This window comes from Halomonas sp. 111, assembly GCF_052379685.1.
Lineage (GTDB): Bacteria > Pseudomonadota > Gammaproteobacteria > Pseudomonadales > Halomonadaceae > Vreelandella > Vreelandella citrativorans.
In genome coordinates this window covers 93867-118006 of sequence record NZ_JBQSYV010000015.1, presented here as the reverse complement: position 1 = coordinate 118006, position 24140 = coordinate 93867, and the positions used below count along the sequence as shown (strand labels likewise).

Annotated in this window: 16 protein-coding genes and 2 tRNA genes; 4 read left to right on the top strand and 14 right to left on the bottom strand. The window is 54.1% G+C overall.

The window, feature by feature from the left end; genetic code table 11:
- A partial coding sequence (locus ACT3T7_RS12635) for an ESPR-type extended signal peptide-containing protein (RefSeq protein WP_444631210.1) occupies window positions 1-4098 on the bottom strand: 4098 nt, incomplete at its 3' end.
- Window positions 4099-4518: 420 nt separating this feature from the next.
- Here ACT3T7_RS12635 and ACT3T7_RS12630 point away from each other — a divergent pair.
- Window positions 4519-5265: a response regulator transcription factor gene (locus tag ACT3T7_RS12630; protein ID WP_444631209.1), complete on the top strand. Its 747-nt coding sequence runs from the start codon at window positions 4519-4521 to the stop codon at window positions 5263-5265.
- A gap of 136 nt (window positions 5266-5401) precedes the next feature.
- Here the strand turns inward: ACT3T7_RS12630 and purC are convergent, their stop codons facing one another.
- The 3 genes from purC to dapA all read right to left on the bottom strand — a co-directional run bounded on the left by purC (window position 5402) and on the right by dapA (window position 8112).
- Complete coding sequence (purC, locus tag ACT3T7_RS12625) at window positions 5402-6118, bottom strand: phosphoribosylaminoimidazolesuccinocarboxamide synthase (protein ID WP_172117407.1); 717 nt, start codon at window positions 6116-6118, stop codon at window positions 5402-5404.
- A 30-nt stretch (window positions 6119-6148) separates the two neighbouring features.
- Window positions 6149-7132 carry an outer membrane protein assembly factor BamC gene (gene bamC, locus ACT3T7_RS12620; RefSeq protein ID WP_193056862.1) on the bottom strand — a complete coding sequence of 328 codons (984 nt, stop codon included), beginning with the start codon at window positions 7130-7132 and terminating at the stop codon, window positions 6149-6151.
- A 95-nt stretch (window positions 7133-7227) separates the two neighbouring features.
- The gene (gene dapA / locus ACT3T7_RS12615) at window positions 7228-8112 is read right to left on the bottom strand and encodes a 4-hydroxy-tetrahydrodipicolinate synthase (RefSeq protein WP_172117405.1); all 885 of its coding nucleotides are present in this window, start codon (window positions 8110-8112) and stop codon (window positions 7228-7230) included.
- A 251-nt stretch (window positions 8113-8363) separates the two neighbouring features.
- Here dapA and ACT3T7_RS12610 point away from each other — a divergent pair, with 251 nt between their 5' ends.
- Window positions 8364-8840 (top strand): peroxiredoxin, encoded by a 477-nt coding sequence (locus ACT3T7_RS12610; protein ID WP_193053283.1) that lies wholly within the window; start codon window positions 8364-8366, stop codon window positions 8838-8840.
- Window positions 8841-8946: 106 nt separating this feature from the next.
- Here the strand turns inward: ACT3T7_RS12610 and ACT3T7_RS12605 are convergent, their stop codons facing one another.
- Both ACT3T7_RS12605 and ACT3T7_RS12600 read right to left on the bottom strand, forming a co-directional pair.
- Window positions 8947-10044, bottom strand: a complete 1098-nt coding sequence (locus ACT3T7_RS12605; RefSeq protein WP_444631208.1) for an AI-2E family transporter — start codon at window positions 10042-10044, stop codon at window positions 8947-8949.
- Entirely contained in the window at window positions 10044-10304 is a 261-nt protein-coding gene (locus tag ACT3T7_RS12600; protein WP_193053285.1) for a sulfurtransferase TusA family protein, read from the bottom strand. Before ACT3T7_RS12600 ends, ACT3T7_RS12605 begins: the two co-directional genes overlap by 1 nt.
- Window positions 10305-10459: 155 nt before the next feature.
- On the opposite strand from ACT3T7_RS12600, the gene ACT3T7_RS12595 reads away from it, so the two are divergent.
- Window positions 10460-11920, top strand: coding sequence for a M48 family metalloprotease (locus ACT3T7_RS12595; protein ID WP_444631207.1), 1461 nt, complete (start codon window positions 10460-10462; stop codon window positions 11918-11920).
- An 83-nt stretch (window positions 11921-12003) separates the two neighbouring features.
- Here the strand turns inward: ACT3T7_RS12595 and nadA are convergent, their stop codons facing one another.
- The 8 genes from nadA to purL all read right to left on the bottom strand — a co-directional run bounded on the left by nadA (window position 12004) and on the right by purL (window position 22367).
- Complete coding sequence (gene nadA / locus ACT3T7_RS12590) at window positions 12004-13035, bottom strand: quinolinate synthase NadA (protein WP_444631206.1); 1032 nt, start codon at window positions 13033-13035, stop codon at window positions 12004-12006.
- A gap of 307 nt (window positions 13036-13342) precedes the next feature.
- Window positions 13343-13418: transfer RNA gene (locus ACT3T7_RS12585), tRNA-Lys, on the bottom strand.
- A gap of 72 nt (window positions 13419-13490) precedes the next feature.
- Window positions 13491-13566, bottom strand: a tRNA-Lys gene (locus ACT3T7_RS12580).
- Window positions 13567-13840: 274 nt separating this feature from the next.
- Window positions 13841-14707, bottom strand: coding sequence for a 23S rRNA pseudouridine(2605) synthase RluB (rluB, locus tag ACT3T7_RS12575; RefSeq protein ID WP_172117399.1), 867 nt, complete (start codon window positions 14705-14707; stop codon window positions 13841-13843).
- On the bottom strand, window positions 14694-15506 hold the full coding sequence (scpB, locus tag ACT3T7_RS12570) for an SMC-Scp complex subunit ScpB (protein WP_172117398.1): 813 nt from the start codon (window positions 15504-15506) through the stop codon (window positions 14694-14696). Before scpB ends, rluB begins: the two co-directional genes overlap by 14 nt.
- Window positions 15503-16420: a segregation and condensation protein A gene (locus ACT3T7_RS12565; protein ID WP_172117567.1), complete on the bottom strand. Its 918-nt coding sequence runs from the start codon at window positions 16418-16420 to the stop codon at window positions 15503-15505. Before ACT3T7_RS12565 ends, scpB begins: the two co-directional genes overlap by 4 nt.
- Window positions 16421-16542: 122 nt before the next feature.
- Entirely contained in the window at window positions 16543-18303 is a 1761-nt protein-coding gene (locus tag ACT3T7_RS12560; RefSeq protein WP_444631205.1) for a DEAD/DEAH box helicase, read from the bottom strand.
- Between the two features lie 128 nt (window positions 18304-18431).
- On the bottom strand, window positions 18432-22367 hold the full coding sequence (gene purL, locus ACT3T7_RS12555) for a phosphoribosylformylglycinamidine synthase (RefSeq protein ID WP_444631204.1): 3936 nt from the start codon (window positions 22365-22367) through the stop codon (window positions 18432-18434).
- 182 nt (window positions 22368-22549) lie between these two features.
- On the opposite strand from purL, the gene mltF reads away from it, so the two are divergent.
- Window positions 22550-24016: a membrane-bound lytic murein transglycosylase MltF gene (mltF, locus tag ACT3T7_RS12550; protein ID WP_172117395.1), complete on the top strand. Its 1467-nt coding sequence runs from the start codon at window positions 22550-22552 to the stop codon at window positions 24014-24016.
- Window positions 24017-24140: the final 124 nt, after the last annotated feature.

Sequence of the window (24140 nt, the reverse complement as noted above, 5' to 3'; positions counted from 1 at the left end):
ATCCAGGCTAGTCAGGTCGCGCGCCATTACCAGGTTGAGCTGGTCGTTACTTCCATCCACCCGCAGATTAGCGCCTGTAGTCGCTTCATCATTACCCAGCCCACCAGAAATGGTCAGCGGAGTGGTATCGCTAAGTGCTTTGTTAATGGTACCGCCGGTGTTGCCCGCAAAGCTTAAGCCATCGGCTTGAGTAGCCAGCTCGTTACCACCGTAATTAACATCACCTGCGCTGTTAACCACAAACCGGTCGCCTAAGCGCGTTTCACCGCTGACCGTTAGATTGTTCGTCGTAATGCTGTTGCCAACGGTGACGTCATCGTTCAGGCCAAAGGTTAGATTCGTGCCGTTACGGGCAATATCGATATTGCCATCGCTACCGCTGAAGTCTACCGATCCGCCTGGCGCTACGTTCCCAGTTGCCTGTCCATTGGCACCCACGTCCCAGCCCTGTGCGGCGAACTCGATGGCGTTGTGGACGTTATCCTCTCCTGTACCACCGACATCGGATGTCGTGATCGTGCCGTCGCTGCCTAGCGCCGCGTTGCCGCCTAGCACGTTCACCGTGCTCTGACCTACATTACCGATCACCGTCTGGGTCGCGAACAGCTGCGAGCCATTGATAGCGTCGGTACTCGTTTCACTGATACGCCCAGCCGCTACATTGGTAATCTGGCGTTTCACACCATTATTGCCAACACTAACTACACTGGTAGGTGAAGTCCCGGCGAACCCATCGTACGAAATACTATTCACCGTTGCGTCGGTTACGGGAGTGGCCTCTTCAGTCACGGAGTCCGCACCCAGAGCGACTGCATTCTCATGCAGTGCTCGCGAGCCCTGACCAATAGCAGATGCATTCTGCGTATTAGCTTCCGAGCCGGAACCGGTTGCCAATGCACCGATAGCACTAGCAGTGGCTCCTTGACCCAAAGCTGATGAATCCTGGGCTGTCGCTTGAGTGCCGCGACCGATGGCAGAAGCACTTTGCTCTGTAGCGCGTGCGCCAGTACCTACCGCTAACGCATCAAGGCCTAGAGCTTCTGAATGCGCGCCAAAAGCAGCTGACGTCTCACCACGGGCTCGCGCTTCAAAGCCCACCGCTTGGGCGCTCAACTCATCGGCAAGTGCACTATTACCAATTGCAATAGCGTTGGCATTTCTAGCCTGCTGCCCTGGCAGCGGGTTGGCAATACCAGAAATAGCACTAGTACCTAATGCGATACCGTTGGCAGCATAACCGCGGGAGTTCGTGCCACTGGCAATTGAGTTAGTGCCACTCGCACGTGCATCAGTACCGCTCGCTTGCGAACTTACGCCACTTGCTCGCGACTGAGTACCCTGTGCTAGTGCATCTGCAGCGGTCGCATGCGCACCAGAACCTTGAGCCACTGCACGCACTTCAGAAGCTAAAGCACTACGTCCAATGGCGATACCTTCGTCAGCGGTGGATTCAGCGTCAGTGCCGATTACAATAGCGTTATCAACCGAAGTATCGGTATTCTTTGGGTGGGCATGGGCTCCTGTTCCCATAACGACTGAGTTTTCACCGTGACTCTCAGCACCAAAACCGATTGCTACACCTCTGTCACCGTAAGCATCGCTGCCGCTACCTACTACAGTGGAGTTGTCCCCCAAGGCCTCAACTTCGTAGCCAAGGGCAACACTTTCGTTGCCTGTAGCTTGCGCCAAATGCCCACCCGCCAGTGAAGACCTTCCTCCTGCAGCGGTAGCAGGGCCGATGGCAATGGCGTCTATGCCACTGGCTTCTGCATTATCACGATTGGCAGGCTCAGAAGAGTTAACGCTAAAGTATTTGACACTTCGCTCATCGATAGCCTGGTTCATCTGGCCAACGTTAACAGCTTCATTATTATCAACCCCGGCAGCGACATCGATACTGCCGTTAGCGTTATAACGCACGGCATCAACCGGAAGAATATCGACAGTGCCGCTGGTAACCGCACCAATAGCCTCGACGACATTGTCAAAACTTGCAGTGCCACCTCCGACGGTACCGACGGTAATCGGTGAATAGTTACCCTCAGCATCAACCGTGACATTCCCCCCGATTAACCCGGCGACAGATCTCTGCGTTGCCTGCAATTGGTTGACATTCACAGCATCGTAAAGCTGTGCGCCATCTGCCACGTTGACAATGCGGCGTGTTGTACGCACTCCACTCGGGTTAGTATTGCCTACAGAGACGACAGTCCCATCAATGAAGCTAGAGCCGGTTAGGTAACCAGGCCCAGTCGCATCGGAGCTAATTGCAGCAGAACCACTACCAAGGGCAACGCTACCTCCAGTAGCGCTTGAATTGTGGCCAAGGGCCACGCCTAGATTACCTGCCACCGAATTAGCACCAACGGCCACACCGCTGTCATCGGATTCGGCATCATAGCCAAGTGCAACCGCATCTCTTGCGGCGTTTGTCTGACCACCGATAGCAGTTGCGCGAGCAATTGCGCCAGCATTGCGGTTAGCCTCGTGGCCAATAGCCACATTGTAATTGCCCTGGACATTAGCCCCAGCGTGACTGCCAATCGCTACGTTATGGATACCGTTGACAGACGAGCCAGCGCCGAAGCCAATAGCAGTCGTTTGGTTACCAATAACATTTTGGCCAGCCCCAGTTCCCACAGCAATATGCGATGTTTGATCACCTGCCGCTGTACCATTGGTGCCCACACCGGCATTGGTGCCCAAGGAAATACTATTGGGCGCTCCCGAATAAGCGCCTGTACCTGCTGCCAAGCCATTCGCAGCATTAGCAGTAGCATCACCCAGCGCAATACTACCTGCACCAGACGCGGCAGAACTATTACCCAGCGCAGTTGCATTCGCGGCAGACGCAGCAGCGCCATTACCAATAGCCAAGGCATTATCACTGTTGATGCCGCTGACACTAGCATCAGTACCTAAGGCCAGCGCACCGGTTACAAACTCAGATTCAACCTCGGCGCCATCACCCAAAGCAATCGTGCGGTTGCCACTAGCCTGGCTGTTGCGGCCTAAAGCAATGCTGCCTTCGCCATCGAGCGTAGTCGCGTCTTCGGTACCGGCTATTGCATTTTGGCCTAAGGCAATAGCGCCTTCGGCACCCTCGCGTGTAAGTGCCGTATCGCCAGCAGCGAAACTGCTATCGCCTTCAGTTACTGTGTTAGGACCAATAGCAACAGATTCCTCCCCCCCAGCCCGAGAATCATCGGCCGTCGAGTTTGTACGGAAGTACCGCACGCCCCCAGCGCCCTCTTCGATAAACAGATCGAAGATCTGTTTACCCGTGACAGCATCAGTACTACCTGCAGTTAGATCGCCTTCTTTAACATTGGTGATCTTGTTGCCACCCGCATTAATCCCAGCGCTTGTGACACTTGGGCCACCGTCAATCGTCAGACCGTTGGTATCAATAGAAGTATTGCCAGCGGTCAGCTCATCAACGGTAACCTGGCTGGCTAAGCTGAAGGACAGATCGGTTCCGGTTTCGCTACGGCTAACATTGATATTGCTGTCGCCGCTGAAGTCAACGGAGTCACCTGGCGCAACGTTTTCAGAGCTACCGCCGCCAGCACTAATATTCCATCCGGCATTAGCCGCATCACTTACTGCGCTCAACTGGCTGAAATTAACAGCGTGATCACTGGCTGTAGCATTCGCTAAACCAGTAATCTGACTATTTCCCATCGCTAAACCACCACTTAACGTCGCGGCCCCAGTTACCTGCAAAGCACTGAGAATGGCAGCCCCATTGACGGTCAATTCATTAGTAGTAATATTATTAAATGTAACGTCATTTTCGGTTGAAACAGTGTAAACAGCGGGATTGTCTTCGTCATCGGGCGTAACAACAATATTGTTACCTGAGGAGACACTTGTTTGAACTTGGGCATACGCCGCGCCACCTGTCAGCGCCATGGCCAGCACTAACGGCGAGAGGCGAAAAGCATTTCGGGCTATATGATAAGGAGTTGAGACCAGCACTGGACTACCTACGACACCAGAGGAACCGGCCGCTTTCTGGTTAGATTGAGCAATTTCTGATGCAACCACTAACCGTCCAAGGGATTGCTTCCAAATCAAGCGAAATACTCTATTCATTGTATGTCCTTGCAATTTTATTTAATCAGAATGCTTTACACATCAGTTACGCTTATATGCAGTTAAGTGTTAAATTTTGAAGCAGCGTAAGGATGAGTGAGGCAGTAAAAAAGCCACTACGGAAACAGTTAGATATACTGTTCGTATATGGCTCCAGCTTCCTCACAACAGGCGTGTTCAGCAGACAGACCGAGGTTTAATTATGTGGGCAGCATTCTCGTTCTTTTTTGCTACCCATATCAACAAGAAGAAACAATTGTTAACACTTTATTTTCAGGTTATGCACAGCGGTAAACGATTATTTAAAACCGCCATTTGAAAACTTTCCAACAAAGTTAAAAAAGCTCTAACCAGCAATGAGTGCGATATAAAACCACACCAAGTAAAGTAAAAAGAATTCAGGCCATATAAGGGAAGTCCATGCGAATTGCAGTAGTAGAGGATGATAAAATAATGCTTGAGCGCATGCGTAACACGCTCCATGACGGCTTCGCAAGCAGAGGAGTCCAATCAGACATATCGGTATTTGAGACCAGTACGGCATTTACCCACACCGCAAGCAGGGAGTCTTTCGATTTAGTGCTTCTTGATTGGCATTTACCTGATGGTAACGGTATCGCTTTACTTGATTGGATGGATAAGTATTTGAGTGTGTTACCAGCGGTCATGATTGTCACCCATCGTCAAGATGAGGCTGACACCATTCAAGCCTTGGATGCCGGTGCCGATGACTTTATCAGCAAACCTTTTAGGCCACGCGAATTAGCAGCGCGAGCGTATGCCGCGACGCGTCGCAAATCTTCATACATTTCCAGCCAAGACCCACTAAAACCGTTGAAACTTGGCCGTATAGAACTTAATACTCGCGATGAGACGGCTTTCATTAATGGCCAGCGTGTTACGCTCACACACCAAGAGTTTCGACTTGCCTATCTTCTTTTAAATCGCATTGACAGCCCTCTTTCACGTTCGTATTTATACCAATACGTATGGGGTCGCAACCATGGCCCCAATACTCGTACACTCGACGTTCACATCCATCGGATACGCAAAAAGCTAATGCTTACCGCAGAGTATGGCTGGAACCTAATATCAGTTTACGGGTACGGCTATCGACTGCAAAAAGCTAAAACAGAAAAAGAAATTGATGCGTCAGCAAGCGTTTAAATGTTAGCAGCGAAGAGAGTAGACACATAAACGGAATGTCTCCGCGCGGAGTAGATTTAATGTTAGTCTCCTATACAACGACAAAGCCACCACGTTAAACGTGATGGCTTTAAGGCCTTTGTCAGTAAAGTGCTACTTAAGCAGGAAAGGTGATTCCCAAGCGTCGGCCTACTTCTTCGTAGGCTTCGATCACGCCGCCCAGGCCTTGGCGGAAGCGGTCTTTATCCAGCTTCTCTCGGGTATTGGCATCCCATAGACGACAGCCGTCCGGTGAGAACTCATCGCCCAGCACCACTTCGCCCTTGAAAACGCCAAACTCAAGCTTGTAGTCCACCAGCAGCATATCGCCTTCGGCAAACAGTTGCTTTAACACGTGGTTAACCTTGAAGGTCAGCGTTTTCATTTTGGCCAGCTGCTCAGGCGTTGCCCAACCAAAGGTTTCTGCCAACGACTCGTTGATCATCGGGTCGCCTTTTTCGTCGTTCTTCAAGAACAGCTCAAAGGTAGGCGGCGTAAGTGCAACGCCTTCTTCAACGCCCAGGCGTTTTACAAGCCCACCCGCAGCGATGTTGCGTACCACGCACTCGACCGGAATCATCTGCATTTTTTTAACAAGACTCTCGGTATCGGAGAGTTGTTTTTCAAAATGCGTAGGGATACCGGCCTCTTGCAAACGCTCCATAATAAACGCGTTGAAGACGTTATTGACCATCCCTTTACGGGCCAGCGCTTCTTTCTTCTTACCATCAAAAGCGCTGGTGTCATCACGAAACTGCAGCACCAGCAGATCCGGATCATCGGTGTGATATACAGATTTTGCCTTACCGGCATAAAGTTCTTGGCGCTTTTCCATGACAGCTCCGAAAGGGATCAAATAAACAGATTAACGTAAATAGCCAGCAACACGTTCTAACAGCTCACGCTGGTCATCGGCATTAAACTCACGCTCACTGGCATTCACCGCGCGTAAAATGGTCTGATTGCCATCGGGCTGCAGCACAATACGTATTTCCTGGGGCATCTTGCGCACATCGGCACTAAATACAATTTGCAGCGGGTTGCGACCACGCTCAGTCTCGGTCATGTATTCCACCAGAAATTCATGACGCTCCGGGCTGGTAGCGAGCAGATTACGCTGACCTTGTAGGGTGAAATCCAACGCGAGATAGTGATTGAGTTCAGCCCAAACACGATCAATCGGCTGGGGAATGACAGCTTCCCACTCATCACCCTGCTGACGAAGCTGTAGCGTTTGCTGGGTATTCAAGCGCTGGGCATTCCAGGAGGAAGCCACGCTCTGTGACGCGCTACGCGCCCCCAGAAACTCTTCCAACGCGTCAAGGCAGCTCGTCATGGTCTGGCCACCACGTTCACAGCGCACTTCACTACTGCCAGAACGCATGGCACTTTGCAGACGTAAATCGGCCTGCGACGTTACGATAACGCCCTGCGACGCATCGCTTTGCTCCACACCTAGTTGACGGCTACGCGCAAAGGATTCCAACTGCGGCCAGACGGCGCCCGTATCGGCCGCCACCACTAGCCAGCTTTGGCTACCTGCTTCCCGGCGTTCCACGTATTCAGGCTCTAGACCACTGCCAATCGATAGCGACTGAGGAGCGCGTATTTCCGCAGCTTCTTCGATGCGGGCACCCTGCATGGCTGCTTGAGGAACGGGCAGTGCATCCTGATAGCGCTGCGCATTGCGGGTCTCTGGCAGCACCAGAGGGGGCGCCGGAGCGGCTTCTGTATAATCCAGGTTACGGTCGTGGTAATAACCATCGCGCGCGCAACCTGCCAGAGCGACAGCCGTTACGAGTGCCAGCGGTATCCATTTAAGCGCACGTTTTTCAAGCACAAAGCTCATCAAGCCACCTTAACAGTCAACAAATCAGTTAACCGGCAGCACATCACTGTGCTCCCGGTAACAAAGGGTATCGCGCTGGGTGTAATGAAAGAGCATTACTCCTCAATCACGCCCGCTAGCTGCAGCGCTTCACTGACAGTGGCGTGGTACTTCTCGGATAACCATGTCAGTGGCAAACGAATACCTGCATCCATATACCCCATCCGGTTAAGCGCCCATTTTACCGGTATAGGATTGGATTCAATGCCCAGATTAGTATGCAACGGCATTAAACGGGTATTAATTTGATGCGCTTTATCTGCATCGCCAGCGACAGCGGCCGCACATAGCTCATGCATTGCCTTAGGGGCAACGTTCGCCGTCACCGAAATATCACCATGCCCACCCATCAGCATAAACTCACAGGCCGTCGCGTCATCACCGGAATACAGCATAAAGTCACTGCCCTTTAAGCGCGAAATTAGATCTTCTGCGCGCTCAAGGTTTCCAGTGGCATCTTTCAAACCGATGATGTTATCAACGCCTGCCAAGCGTACAACCGTTTCATTGTACAGGTCAGAGCAGGTACGCCCCGGCACGTTATACATGATAACCGGTAGTTTGCTGCCTTCTGCCACCGCCTTAAAGTGCTGGTACAAGCCTTCCTGAGTCGGCTTATTATAATAGGGGCAAACGGACAAACAGTAATCAGCCCCTACTTCACTGGCGTACCGAGCAAGCTCAACGGCTTCAGACGTCGCATTAGCGCCCGTACCGGCGATCACCGGAATGCGTCCGTTGACCTCCTCCACCACACTGCGGATCACGTCAAAGTGCTCTGCAAACGTCATGGTCGTGGGCTCGCCAGTGGTGCCTGCGGCAACGATGCCGTCTGTTCCGTTATCAAGGTGGAAGTTCACCAGACGACGAAGCGCCTCCCAGTCGATGTCGCCATTGACTTTCATCGGCGTCGCCAGGGCGACGATGCTGCCTGTGATCATCCGTTTATTCCTCATCTACAAAATTATGAGACCAAGCCCAACATGGACATCCAGACAAGGCGCCGAACCACTCTTTTACGCATCATGGCGACTGCCCGTTTGGGCCTACAGAGGGTAAATGGTACTCAGGCGATTCGAGCCTGTACAGCGCAAACCGCTGTGAGTTTGTGATGCACACCTATCATGCCTTTGACATGCTGCCTCAGGTTGCGTGTAATCACTCTATAAGTCGTCAACGATTAGGAGTCTGCATGCATATCGAATTAGGCCAACCTGTCCCCGATTTTTCTGCAAGTGCGACGGGCGATACGACAATCACACTGTCGGAACTACGTGGCAAACAGGTCGTTATCTATTTTTATCCCAAGGCCAGCACACCCGGCTGCACCACCGAAGGCGGCGATTTTCGCGACCATAAAAAAGCGTTCGATAACGCCAATACGGTTATTTTAGGGGTATCTCGGGACGGTTTACGGGCTCAGGAAAATTTTAAAGCCAAGCAGGATTTTAACTTCCCGCTCATTTCCGACAAGGATGAAACCGTCTGTACGATATTTGATGTTATCAAACTGAAAAAAATGTACGGCAAGGAGCATCTGGGCATTGAGCGCAGTACTTTCTTAATAGATGCAGCAGGCAACCTTGCCAACGAATGGCGTGGCGTTAAAGTGCCAGGCCACGTAGAGGAAGTGCTGGCTGCCGCTGAAGCACTACACGCGAGTCGTTAATAAAAACGCCCGCCCGGTGTCGTCACCGAGCGGGCGTTAACTTTTCAACAGACTCAGCGTGTTAAACCAAGGGCATTGCTAACACCCGGGCAGCGGCTGTACGGTCTTATGACTCCGTCTGGATAATACCCTCTTCCTCATTCTGCTCACGAACACCCCGCGGCCAAGCGTAGACCAACGCTTTTAGCAGCGTGGCCAACGGAATGGCGAAAAACACGCCCCAGAAGCCCCAAATACCGCCAAAGAAAAGCACCGCGACAATAATGGAAACGGGATGAATATTATTGGTTTCAGAAAACAGCACTGGCGACAGAACGTTTCCATCCAGTGCCTGAATCACGCCATAGGCAACCAGCACATAAATAAACTGATCGCTTAATCCAAAATGAAAACCTGCTACCGCCATGACCGGCAGTGTAGCCACCGCAGCGCCGATAAAAGGCACCAGCACCGAAAAGCCCACCAGAACGGCCAGCAGCGCTGTATACGGCAAGCCAAAAAAGGTAAAGGTGCTAAACGCTACCGTACCCACAATGATGATTTCGATGAACTTGCCCCGAATATAGTTCGCAATCTGATGATCCATTTCCTGCCAGATGCGCGTTAACAGCGCACGCTTTTGTGGCAACAGCGAAACCGCGAATCCAACCAGCGCCTCGCGGTCCTTCAGCATAAAGAAGACCAGAATGGGCACAAGGACGAGGTAAATAATCAGTGACATGACATTACCCAAAGAGGCCAAGGAGAGCGTCAGCGCACGCTGGCCTAGCTGGCTAATTTCACGGCTTGCTACACCGATCCAGCTTTGCATTTGATCAGGCGTAACCAGGTTAGGGTAGCGCGCCTGCATCTCATCCAACCACCCTTGGCCGCTGGCAAACATTCGCGGCGTTTCATGTACAAACCCTACCAGCTGATTCCAAATCAGCGGCATTAAAATGAACGCAAGGGTTAACAGGACACTGATAAAGGCTAGAAAAATAAGAATAACGGCTAACAGATGAGGTATCCCTCTTCGCGTTAAAGCGCTCACCACCCCTTGCAGCAGAAAAGCCAGAACCAGTGCGGTAAAAAACGGCGCCAGCATGTGGCCAAACCAGATAATGGCCGTAAAGCCAGCCACCAACACCAGCAATAAGACGAGTGCTTCTTCATCAGAAAAATAGCGTTCAATCCAGCTTTTAAGAATAGTACGCATGGTCATTAGTGTGCGTCTCCCGCCTTTCGTATCCAAAAAAAGTACGTGCCTTCATGCTGCTCTCGCGCCTCCATCTCATGATTGCCTTGATCAGTAAACGACGCTATATCGCGCCATGAGCCTGCATCAGTGGCACGCACTTCAAGCAACTGCCCAGCCGCCAAACCGGCTAACGCCTGTTTAGTTTTGAGTAACGGCATCGGACACGGCAGCCCACACGCATCAAGCACCACGTCTGGATGAAAACGTACGAATGATTCAGACATACCTGCTCCCTAAAAATGCCTGCATGATCTCGCCATTGTTGCATAAACTGTTTATGTTGCGATGATCACTGTTCACTTGATTTAACGGCACTTCACAGCATCAATCAATGTCACAGCAGTAATCGCTGCGCTTTACCCTTATCAATGAGGATGCCATGCCGCACATACGGACTGCTTATCCCCGCGGGCTCTGCGCGCTAATTGTTGCTTGCAGCATTAGCGTCTCAAGCCCGCCAAGCTACGCACTTAATGACTATCATCTGCCCACGCTTGGCGGTGCCTCGTCATCAGCCAGTAGTGAAGAGTTCCGTTTGGGCCGAGCATGGCTACGTCAGTTCCGAGCCCAAGCGCCTCAGTGGCAAGACCCAATCGTAAGCGATTACCTGGAAAGCCTTGTAGCGCGCCTGCTGCCATACAGCCAATTGGGGGACCTGCAAACGACGATGGTGATGGTCGATAACCGATCACTGAATGCCTTTGCCGTTCCCGGTGGCGTGGTGGGAATCAATTCCGGGCTTTTTGCCTTTGCTGAAGATGAAGGTGCTTTTGTCTCGGTGATTGCTCATGAGCTTGGCCACTTATCACAGCGCCACTACGCCCGAGGTAGCGCGCGAGCAGAACAGACGCAACTTCCTGCCATGGCCGCCATGCTGGCGGGCATGCTGGTAGCGGCCAGCGGAGGTGGCGAAGCGGGCCTTGCCGCCGCCATGGGCTCACAGGCTGCCCTGATCCAGGACCAGCTCAGCTACTCAAGACGTTTTGAGCAAGAGGCTGATCGAATCGGCTTACAGGCAATGGCCGATGCTGGATACGACCCTCATGCTATGGTCCGCATGTTTTCTGCCATGCAACGCTTGGCGCGACTACAAGGCGGCAACCCTCCTGAGTTTCTATTGACCCACCCAGTTTCAGATAGCCGCTTAAGCGATGCACAAGGGCGTGCCTCGCAGCTCAGTGTGGCCAGCACCTATACCAGCAATACGCTTTACGACATGATGCGCGCTCGCGCCCTATTAAGCATTTACCAAAACTCCCCGCAACAAGCCGCTTCCCGCCTTGCCCAGGATGACGCAGAAGAGCCGGCACGCCGCTATCTAGAGGCATTAATGACTGCGCGTAATGGCCAAACGGATCAAGCCTTACAAATGCTCGATCAACTGGCCACTGAGCTACCGGATTACGGCATGCTGCCTGCATCTGCGGCAAGCGTCGCGCTGGAGGCCCAACGCTATGATGAAGCCATTACCCGAAGCCAGCGCCTTTTGAGGCTGATGCCGTCTTATCTGCCCGCCCAACTGATTTTGGCAGAGGCACAACTGCAGCGAGACCCAGAAGCCGCTTATCAGCTCCTGCGTAACATAACAGCGCAAAACCCTGAATATCCTCCTGGCTTTAACCTGCTAGCTGAAGCCGCTGGGCGAAGCGGGCACAACGGTTGGGGGCATTTGGCGCGCGCCGAGCATTTACAGCTGACAGGGCGAGTTGACCGAGGCATTCAGCAACTCTCACTGGCGCGTAACGCAGCCGAGCAAGAGAACGACCAGCAAGCGCTTGCACGTATTGAACAGCGCCGAGAAGCCTTTATTGAATACCGTAAAGCGCTGGATGACTTTTAACGACTGAAATGAATGACACGCATAAAGCTCTTGGCCTGCGAAGGGCCAGGAGCCTGATGGACTGATCACAGCGTGAAGCTGTTCTATTTAGCGTTGAAATTCAGCATACGCTCAAGCGGCTTTAGCGCTTTCTGGCGTAGCGACTCATCAACATGAATTTCCCCACTGCCGTAGCGCAGCGCATCCGCCAGATTATCCAGTGCATTCATGGCCATCCACGGGCAGTGTGCGCAGCTTCGGCAGGTAGCGCCATTACCGGCTGTCGGTGCTTCAAACAATGTCTTGCCCGGCACCGCTTGCTGCATCTTAAAGAAAATGCCGCGATCTGTTGCCACGATAAGCTGGTTATTGGGCAATGTTTGAGCGGCCTTGATTAACTGGGACGTCGACCCCGCCACATCCGCCATGTTGACCACCGCGTCCGGCGATTCAGGATGCACCAGCACCGCCGCATCAGGATAAAGGCGTTTTAAGTCCTCAATACCTTTCGCCTTGAACTCTTCATGCACAATACAGGCGCCGTCCCACATCAGCATATCAGCGCCGGTTTTTTTCTGAATATATCCCCCCAGATGCTTATCCGGTGCCCAAAGGATTTTTTCACCTTTTGCCTGCAAGTGCTCAATCACGTCAACGGCAATGGATGACGTCACCACCCAGTCAGCACGCGCTTTGACAGCTGCTGATGTATTGGCATACACCACCACGGTTCGGCCGGGGTTCGCATCGCAAAAGGCGCTGAACGCATCTACCGGGCAGCCAATATCCAGCGAGCAGGTTGCCTCCAGCGTGGGCATCAATACGCGTTTTTCAGGCGAAAGGATTTTGGCTGTTTCCCCCATAAAACGCACACCTGCCACAATCAGCGTGGTAGCGTCATGTCGAGCGCCAAAGCGCGCCATTTCAAGGGAGTCTGCCACGCAGCCACCGGTTTCTTCCGCTAACTGTTGGATAGCGTCATCGGTGTAGTAGTGCGCGACCAGGACGGCATTGTGCGTGTGCAGCAACTGCTTTATCTCTTCAACACGCGCCTGGTCTTCTGCGGGAATACGAGTAGGGCAATACGGGCTAGGGAGCGGAGCATCAAGCTCAGCTTGAGAAGTCATAATAGTCATCGTGTCTACCACTGTGACGAACAGGGAATCCCCCTGTTAAACACTAGTCGCGACCTGTGTCATCCACACATGCCGCTCGCGATTGCAACAGGCCGCTGCGTCTCTCGCGGTGACCTACTGCGCTACTAACTATTTCTCTAAGCTGTTTTCTCTTAACAGCTTTCTCTAATGAACGTTGCTTAATCACATTGCATGAAGCCATTGTGGTGGCAAATTGTTGTCTTCTGCAAGTGGTATATTGCGCGGCTGTACGCATCAGGCACACAGCAAAACGCCCCTGGCAGCAAGCTACCAAGGGCGTTGAATTTGGTGGGTCGTGTAGGATTCGAACCTACGACCAATTGATTAAAAGTCAACTGCTCTACCAACTGAGCTAACGACCCAAATTTTTGCTTACCGTGCTGACATAGCGGTCATAGCGGTCATAGCGGTATGTCTAATTACGTGCTGTTCGATGGTGGGTCGTGTAGGATTCGAACCTACGACCAATTGATTAAAAGTCAACTGCTCTACCAACTGAGCTAACGACCCCTTCGAACGGATGCATATAGTACAGACCATGATTAGCCATGGCAAGAAGTTTTTAACTTTCTCCCGCACTACACCCACAGGATTAGCCAGGCTATCCGTTTGATCCCGCAGTGTAATTAAAGCGGGTTTTATGGCCCATGCGAGCCTCTTCCGCCACGATCATGCCCGGTACAGCAACGATCGTTTTAAGGTGCCCAGATAGTTAAAAGCCAGCCATCAAGCGATTGATGGCTGGCCAGTGCGAACCGCCCCCCTGATTCGGGCAGGTGTAAAATCAGCGGCGTTTAGGCTTGCGCATTGTTTGTACCGGACGACGCTTATTTTTGTCGCGACTCCAACGGTTCTTCTCGTCCGGCGTCAGCTCAGGCACCTTACGTGTTTCAAGGTTAGCGATCGTGGCGAGATCATCGACTTCGTCTTGCGAAAGCTCGATCCACTCTCCCGCTTTAGCACGCTTATCAATAAATATGTTGCCGTAACGTACACGCTTCAGACGGCTAACCGTAAGCTCTTGAGACTCCCACAGGCGGCGCACCTCGCGGTTACGTCCCTCAAGAATGACGACGTGGAACCAGGTGTTGATACCTTCACCACCAAACTCTTGCACATCGGTAAAGCGCGCAGGGCCATCTTCCAGCATAACGCCATCCACCATCGCTACGATGTGTTCGCGCTTTACTTCACCCATTACGCGCACGGCGTATTCACGCTCAACCTGGGTTGAGGGGTGCATTAACCGGTTGGCAAGCTCGCCATCGGTCGTGAAAAGCAGCAGACCGCTGGTATTGATATCCAGTCGGCCAATGGCAATCCAGCGCTCGCCTTTTAGCCGTGGCAAACGCTCAAATACGGTACGACGGCCTTCCGGGTCTTTACGCGTGCACAGCTCGCCTTCTGGCTTGTTGTACATGATGACGCGACGCGGCGCTTCGTTCTCGGGTCGCAGTGTAACGGGGCGGTCATCGAAACTTACTTTATCGCGCATTTCAACGCGGTCACCCAGCTTGGCGACCTGGCTGTTGACCTTTACTCGGCCATCAGAAATAGCGGTTTCCATTTCGCGCCGCGAACCCAGTCCCGCTCGTGCAAGCACTTTCTGGAGTTTTTCACTAACGGGAGGGGTGTGGTTACTCTGAGTCATGATCGTCTGACCTCATATCATTGGTCTGCGTGCGTGCGCTGTCATCATGTGGGCGCTGCGCACGTGCCGCAAGTCGAGCTTCTAAATCAGCAAAACTTAGCGGCTGGGTTAACGCCGTCTCGGCGTGGTCGTCGGCTCTCTCAGCCGTCTTGGGTGGCGCATCCTGCACGCTTTCTGGCGCTTCGTCCAGTGTTTCTTTGGGCCTTGATTCCTCACTCTCCTCTTCAAGGAGAGCCTCTTGTGAAACCGGTAACTCAGCCTCTTCTCTTTCCTCCCAATTAACCAATTCATGCATGGGGGGAAGTGCATCCAGTGTTTTCAGGCCAAAATCGTCCAGAAAGCTTCGTGTAGTGGCATAGACGGCGGGCCGTCCGGGCACATCGCGGTGACCAACCACACGAACCCATCCACGCTCCATTAAGGTGCGCATGATCGAACTGCTCACGCTGACCCCGCGTACTTCTTCGATATCACCACGGGTAACGGGCTGCCGATAGGCAATCAACGACAGCGTTTCAAGCAGCGCACGCGAATAGCGCTGGGGGCGTTCGTCCCAGAGGCGTGATACCCAATGCGCAAGGCGTGGCTGAATACGCAGTTGAAACCCTGATGCGGTTTCTACCAACTCTAACGCACCCTCTTTATGGCGCAGAGCAAGGCGCGCTAACGCGTCACGCAACTCTCGTCTCGGCGGGCACTCATCGTCGATAAACAGGGTTTCGAGCCGCTCGACATCCAACGGCTCGCCTGCGGCGAGCAGCGCGGCTTCTATAATGTTGTCTAAGGTCGTGTCCTTCACGGTGCCTCCTCATCAGGCTCAAAGGCAGGCTCTTCAAAGGCGCCGTCTGTTTCCTCTAAAGCAAGCGCTTCAAAAACGGCTTCTTCTTCATCGACTATCGCGCCGCTGCGCGCTCGAACATGGATAGGAGAAAGCGGTGCGTTCTGGACAATTTCGATCATTGCCTCCTTCGCTAGCTCCAAAATAGCCATAAAGGTGACGACCACGCCTGCCCGCCCCTCTTCCAGGATAAACAGGGCTTCAAAAGGCGTGTAGCGTTGGTGCGCGCTGTCTTCGCTGAGCTGCTCCATGATCTTGAGCATACGCTCGCGGGTAGACAGTACCTCACGGCTAATCTGATGGGACTGGGTTAATTCGGCACGTTTAAGGATATCGGAAAGAGCACTCAGCAGTTCGTCCAGTTCTACATCCGGGTGAATCACCCGCGACTCAAGCGGGGGTAAACCCGCCTGCACGCTAAACCAATCCCGCCCTACACGAGGCAACGTATCCAGCGTTTCAGCAGCGGCTTTTAAACGCTCGTACTCTTGCAGGCGACGAATCAGCTCTGCCCGAGGGTCCTCTTCATCTTCGCCCTCCGCTTTGGGCGGCCGAGGCAGTAGCGAGCGCGATTTAATTTCCGCCAACATCGCGGCCATCAGCAAGTACTCACCGGCAAGCTCGATCTCCATCGCCTGCATCAGCTCTACGTACTCAATGTACTGATGAGTAATCGCGGCCACGTTGATCGTCAAGATATCTAAGTTTTGCCGACGAATAAGGTAAAGCAAGAGATCCAGCGGTCCTTCAAAGGTTTCCAGAAAAACGCGCAGCGCCTCGGGAGGAATATACAAATCCTCCGGCAGTTGAGTAATCGGCTCATCGAACAGCCGCCCAAGCGCTTCGACGACGGGCTCTTGTGCCAACGTCGCCATGCGTTCAGGATCAGCGGTGGCGTTGTGTGTGTCGCTCACTCAGTCGGTATCTCTTGGTCAGTGGGCATTAGAAGGCAGTGTAACAAAGTCAGCACCTGACGTTGCGCCTGGCGTACGGTGCGTTAGCCTGCTTCGGCAGCTTTACGATAGCGTCCTTCGTAGTCGAAGAGCTTGTCGCGAATCTGGAAATGTCGGCCCACCTTGCGCCCAACCACAAAATCCGGATAGCGCAAGCGGCGCTGCTCGCTAATAACGTCCTCTGGGTTGAGGGGTTGCCAGGGCGTGCCCGGAGCGCGCAAATGCCGACGCAAAAAGGCGGCATAAAAGGCGCGGCGCTGGGCGGGGGTTTCCAAAGCAAACCACTCAGAGAGTGTTGTGCCATCCTCATCGTAATAGGTCACTTTCAGACGCGGCAGGCCTCGGCCATTAAGGGTTGCGTCCAACTGCATGCCACTTACCCGTAATACACGGGCATCTTTTAATTTGAGTGCATCTTTAAGCTTGTCATCCGCATCCACCAGCAGCTGTTCGCAACCGTGACAGCGACGCGCCGCAATATCATTTTCAGCGCCACAGCTATCGCACACCTTGAAGCGAAAGCGAAAATCACACTGGTGGCGCTTGCCTTTATCATCGTCAAGCAGCCCTTGGCAGCGACGCCCAAAATGCTCAATGACCAGTTCGCCGTCGCGCTTGCCCCAAAACAGATTAGCGTGGCCGCAGGCCGGGCATTCAACCTGCACCGGCTCATTGTCGCCCGGCGGTTTTGGCTCGCCCACTTCTGGTGCGTAAAGGTCCCAGGGGTTGCCCGCGTAATCCAAAATAAGGCAATCCTGCTTACCCGGTGAGAGCCGAAGCCCTCGGCCCGCAATCTGCTGGTAAAGGCTGACTGACTCCGTAGGCCGAAGCATCGCAATCAAATCCACATGGGGCGCATCAAAGCCGGTCGTCAGTACCGAGACATTCACCAGGTATTTAAGCTCACGCGCCTTAAACGCATTAATCAGCTCAGTACGCTCTGCCGACGGGGTCGCTCCGGTAATCAGCGCTGCCTGGTCGGCAGGCAAATACCCCATGATCTCTTCAGCGTGGGCGACAGTTGCTGCAAATATCATCACCCCATGCCGCTCAGCGGCGCGCTCAACAATCTGACTGATAATCATGGGGGTGGCGCGATTGCCTGCCACGACGCGATTTAGCTCGGCTTCACGGTAATGGCCGTTTTCTGCAGGCGCCAGCATGGAAAAATCATACCCTTCAATCGCCATATCCAGGCGTTTGGGTTCGGCAAGATAGCCTTGCTTTACCATCAAACGCAGCGGCTGTTCGAACACGCAGTCACGAAAAAAGCTTGCGTCACTGCCGCGCACCATGCCGTGGTAATGACGATGGTAGATAAACCCCTGGCCTAGCCGGTAAGGCGTCGCGGTCAGCCCTAACACTTTCAAATGCGCGTTTTGTGCCCGCAGGTGATCAATCACTTGGCGGTAGCTTGCGTCTTTATCAAGCGACACCCGGTGGCACTCATCAATGACCAGTAGAGTGAAGCCTTCGTCATTGAACGCCTCCAGATTACGCACTACCGACTGCACCGAGCCAAACACGACCTGGCGCGACGCCTCCTTGCGCTTTAAACCCGCGCTGAAGATATCGGCTTTAAGCCCATAGGCCTGATACTTGGCGTGATTCTGCTCCACCAGCTCGCGTACATGCGCCAATACCAATACGCGACCTCTCGCCAAGCGGGCCAGTTCGGCAATCACCAACGACTTCCCGCTTCCCGTAGGTAATACCACCACCGCGGGTTCGCTGGACGCACGAAAATGCGTAACAACACGTTTCACCGCGTCCGTTTGGTAAGGGCGTAAAGCAGGTGGTGACATATAACTCCAACAGCCAGAAAATTACTTTGCTGGCTCAAGCGGGCAAGAGAAACCAGGAACAGCGTTAGCCATAACGGCGGCCCTTGGGCCGCCGTTATGTGTTACGTATGGCTTAACGGTGTGCGGTATTAACCGACCCAAACACGCGCGTTGCGGAACATGCGCAGCCAGGCACCATCTTCTATCCACTCTGCCGGACGCCAGGAGTTGGTGACCGCGCGGGTAACGCGCTCCGGATGAGGCATCATGATCGTGACGCGGCCATCAGAGGTGGTTAACCCAGTAATACCTGACGGCGAACCGTTAGGGTTAGCCGGATAGCGCGTGGTCACCTGCCCATAGTTATCAATGTAGCGAAGAGCAATCTGATTGCTGGATTGCATGCTACGCAGGTGCGCGGCATCGCGGAACTCAGCACGCCCTTCCCCATGGGCCACCGCAATAGGCAGCAGGGAGCCTTCCATGCCAGCCAGTAGAACCGAGGGCGTTTTTTCAACGCGCAGCATGGCTACCCGCGCCTCAAACTGCTCGGACTCGTTACGCACAAAGCCTGGCCAGTTTTCAGCCCCTGGAATCAATGACTTCAACTGCGAAAGCATCTGGCATCCGTTACACACGCCCAGCGAGAAGCTGTCTTCGCGGGTCAAGAAGGCGGCAAACTGATCGCGTGCGCGCTCGTTAAACAGCACGGATTTCGCCCAGCCACCACCCGCGCCTAACACATCGCCGTAAGAGAAACCGCCACAGGCAACGAGCCCTTTGAACTCATCAAGCGCAACACGGCCTTCCAGAATGTCACTCATGTGAACATCAATCGCTTCAAAGCCGGCTTTATCAAATGCCCAGCCCATCTCGACCTGGCCATTAACGCCCTGCTCACGCAGTACCGCAACAGCGGGCTTGGCCATATTGATAAACGGCGCGCTGACATCCTCATTAATATCAAACGTGGGCGTCGCCGAGAGGCCAGGGTCACGCGTATCGAGCAGGTTGTCGAACTCGTTTTTAGCGCACTCGGGATTATCACGCAGTGCCTGCAGGCGATAGCTGGTTTCAGACCAGGTACGCTGTGTCAGTTGGCGCGTGGTTTCCAGCAGCGGCTCTTCAAACAGGGTTACGCGCACCTGGTCGTCGTAACGCGGCCGGGCGATGACGCCACAGGTTTCAATACCCGCGACTGCAAACTGCGCCAACACCTCTTCGGTGTGCTCGCGGTTGACCTGAATCACCGCGCCAAGCTCTTCCGAGAACAGCGCATTAAGCGCTTCAACGGGCTCGTCAATCATCCAGTCGAGTTTGATCTCAAGGCCGGTGTGCGCCGCAAAGGCCATTTCCAACAGCGTGACCAACAAGCCGCCATCGCTACGGTCATGGTACGCCAGCAGCTTACCGTCACGATTAAGCCCCTGAATCACCTCAAAGAAGGCTTTGATATCTTCTGGGTCGTCGACATCCGGGCAGGTATCGCCTACCTGACCATATACCTGCGCCAGCGCAGAGCCGCCCAAGCGATTTTGACCGCTCCCCAGGTCGATCAGAATAAGATCCGACTCGTCTTGATCCAGGTTGATCTGTGGCGTCAGGGTTGCCATCGCATCAGTAACAGGCGCGAAGCCGGTAATCACTACCGACAGCGGTGATGTAACGCTTTTCTCTTCGCTATCCCCTTGGTCACTCACATCCTGCCAGGAGGTACGCATCGACATGGAGTCTTTGCCGACCGGCACCGCAATACCTAACGCCGGGCAAAGCTCCATCCCCACCGCATGAACCGCATCATAAAGCGCCTGGTTTTCGCCAGGGTGATCAGCGGCGCTCATCCAGTTAGCAGAAAGCTTGATATCGCTTAGCTTGGCAATGGGCGCTGCCGCGAGATTCGTAATCGCCTCGGCAACCGCCAGGCGTGCGCTGGCGGCGGGGTCAATCAAGGCAACCGGCGGACGCTCCCCCATCGCCATCGCTTCACCGGCATGGGTGTCATAGCTGGCCGTTGTGACCGCTACATCCGCAACCGGCACCTGCCAAGGGCCGACCATTTGGTCACGCGCCACCTGGCCTGTAATAGAGCGGTCGCCAATGGTAATCAAGAAGCTTTTGGAGGCCACGGCAGGCAGGCGTAGAACGCGATCAAGCGCCTCACGCAGGTCGAGATTATCCAGCATCACACCGGAAAGCTCTGGTGCATGGCGCTCAAAGCTGCGCTGCATTTTCGGCGCTTTACCGAACAGCACGCTCATGGGCAGGTCAATTGGCTTGCTGTTGAAGTGGCCATCGCGCACTTCAAGGTGGTGGTCAGCCTGCGCTTCACCCACCACCGCATAGGGGCAACGCTCGCGCTTACACAGCGCATCAAACGTTGCCAGGTCTTCAGCCGCAACGGCCAGCACGTAGCGCTCCTGCGCTTCGTTACACCAGATTTCAAGCGGGCTCATACCCGGCTCGGCATTCGGCACCGCACGTAAATCGAACAGCCCACCCCGGTTGCCGTCTTTAACAAGCTCCGGCAGCGCGTTGGAAAGGCCACCCGCGCCCACATCGTGGATAAAGCAGATCGGGTTTTTGTCCCCCATCGCCCAGCAACGGTCAATCACTTCCTGGGCGCGTCGCTCGATTTCCGGGTTTTCACGCTGTACCGAAGCAAAGTCCAGGTCGGCGCTTGAGGTGCCGGAAGACATGCTGGAGGCCGCGCCGCCGCCCAGGCCAATCAACATCGCCGGGCCACCCATCACAATCAGCTTTCCGCCGACAGGAATATCGCCCTTTTGAACGTGCTGGGCGCGAATATTACCGTAACCGCCCGCCAGCATAATCGGCTTGTGGAAGCCGCGACGCTCAATGCCGCCCTCGTTGAGCGTGTCCTGCTCGTAGGTCCGGAAGTAACCGGTAAGATTCGGGCGGCCAAACTCATTATTAAACGCCGCGCCGCCAATCGGGCCTTCCAGCATGATGGCAAGGGCAGATTGCATGCGCTCGGGCTTGCCGTAGTCAAACGCTTCCCATGGCTGTACGAATTCAGGGATACGCAGGTTGGAAACGGTAAAACCGGAAAGGCCCGCTTTCGGCTTGCCGCCGATACCGGTGGCGCCTTCATCGCGAATTTCACCACCCGAGCCTGTCGCCGCACCAGGGAACGGCGCAATCGCTGTCGGATGGTTATGGGTTTCCACCTTCATCAGAATATGAATCGGCTCCTGATGCGTTCCGTACAGCGCACGCTCTCCCTCAGCACCGGTCAGCGGCGTGGGATAAAAACGCCCCGCCTGGCTGCCTTTGATAACCGCAGCGTTATCGCTATAGGCCGACAAGACATTTTCAGGGGAGGTTGCAAAGGTGTTCTTGATCATCTTGAACAGCGAATGGGTCTGCGGCTCGCCGTCAATGACCCAATCCGCGTTGAAGATTTTATGCCGGCAGTGCTCAGAGTTCGCCTGGGCGAACATCATCAGCTCAATGTCGGTGGGGTTGCGCTGAAGCTCGTTAAAGGCATCGACCAGATAGTCGACTTCGTCATCGGCAAGCGCCAGGCCCAATTCACGGTTAGCGGTTACCAGCGCCTCGCGCCCGCTGTTTAAAATATCCACGCTACCCAGCGGTGCCGGGTCGTGGTGAGCAAATAGCGCCGCCGCTTCAGCCGCATCATTAAGCACGGTTTCGGTCATTCGGTCGTGCAACAGCGCCATCAGCGCAGCCAGGCTCTCTTCGCTGGGCGCACGGCTAAACCCTACCCGATAATCAACACCACGCTCTATCCGGCGAATGCCCGACAGCCCACAGTTATGTGCAATATCCGTCGCTTTGGATGACCAGGGCGACTGGGTGCCTAACCGCGGTACGACCAGAAAACGTTGAGCGTCGGCAGGTATCTCGGCATGGGTGGGGGTGCCGTAATCCAACAGTTGCGCCAAACGCTCGTGAGAGGCATCACTGAGTTCTTCACGGTGGTCAATCAAATGAACATAGTGGGCAGACAGCGCCTCCACCTCGGGAACACGTTCACGCAGCACCGTTAGCAACCGTGTATGACGGAAGGTAGAAAGGGCGGGCGCGCCTCGCAATTCGAGCATATCCTGAAGCCTCTAGAGCAGGGAGAATTCGTGCAGGGAAATAGCAGGCCGCCAAGCGGCCCCTTAAATGACACTCATTGGGCCCTATGATACTGGAAAGCGGCGGCCACACGAAATCAACAAGGTGACAGCATGACGATGGCTGGGTATTGTGGCTGCTTGTTTCATCCCGACAAGACCTTATGCCGACATTGATCCATGCCCATTTTTTAGCGCACATTCGCCTCTATTTAACCTTTATTATCATTATCTTATTGATACTTGCGCCCACCTTGCCCAAGGTACCACCTGGCGAGCATTTAACGCATATCCAGGCAAAAGATTTTATCACGGCTCAGACGCGCAACACGCCCACGACTTACTACGAGGGCCGCCAGGGACCCACTGGGTTTGAGTACGAGCTGATGCATCAGTTTGCCGAGTATTTGGGAGTAAGCCTCAACCTCAACGCCAAACATCACCCTGAAAGCGTATTGTCGGCCGTGCGTGAACAAGGCGATTTTGGCGCTGCCGCCCTGCCGCTACTCCCTGACGCATCCGATGTGCACTACACCCGCCCCATCATTCAAATGCAACCACTGCTGGTGTACCGGCGCGGTTTACACGGCATAAAGGCACCCAGCGACCTGGTAGGCCTTGAGATTGGCACGCTAAGCCAGGCAGGTACCAGCGAAGCGCTGCGCGAGTTGCAGCGCGACTACGCTGACTTAAGCTGGAAAGAGTCTCACGCATTGGATGTCGATGAACTGCTTGTCCAGGTCGAGAGCGGCGTACTCGACGCAGCGGTTATTTTTGATCATCAGTTCCGGCTTAACCGACTCTTTTTCCCCAATGTAGAGCGCGGCTTTTTAATGGGCGACCCGCTTTCCATGGTATGGGCGCTTCCTCGCGGCCGCGGTTTAGGGCTGCTTGAAGCCGCCAATGACTTCCTGCAAACCCTTCAAGAAAATGGCACGCTCGACCACCTGGTTAACCGCTACTTTGGCCATGACGACTATTTGGAGTACGTGGGTACGCGCACCTTTTTGACGCATCTGGATGCGCGCCTACCCCAGTTTACCGACCTGTTTAAGCAGGCAGCACGTGACACAGGATTTGACTGGAAACTGCTGGCGGCAGTGGGTTATCAGGAATCCCACTGGGACGCGGAAGCGGTGTCCCCCACCGGCGTGCGAGGCGTTATGATGCTCACCCACCCTACCGCCAGCGAAATGGGTGTGGATAACCGCCGAGACGCGGCGCAAAGCATTGATGGGGGCGCCCGCTACCTGCGCAGCCTGAAAGACCGCCTGCCTGAAAGCATTACCGGAGATGATCGTCTTTATATGGCCATGGCGGCCTACAATGTTGGCCTTGGCCACCTTTACGATGCACGTAAAATTACCCAAGAGCTCGGTGGGGACCCCAACCGCTGGCAAGATGTTCGCGAGGCGCTTCCCCTGTTACAGCAACAGGAGTGGCATAGCCAAACGCGCCACGGCTATGCGCGTGGCGGTGAGCCGGTCATTTATGTGCGCAATATCCGGCGCTACTACGAGATGCTGGAGTACGTTGAGCACAGCCGTCAGCAATTTTTCCAGTTAGGTCAAACCGCAACCAGCGATTCTCTCCTACTGCCATTTGAGTTAATTCCGCCGTTGAATCAATAGCCTCACTACAGAGCCCTCCCGCTCGATTCCACGTTGCCCTTCGTGGTTAAAGAAAATTTCTGGCGTTTGGATTACGCTTTTCAAATAGCAGGTAAAAACGTACTGGCGATTACAAGCGTTTATC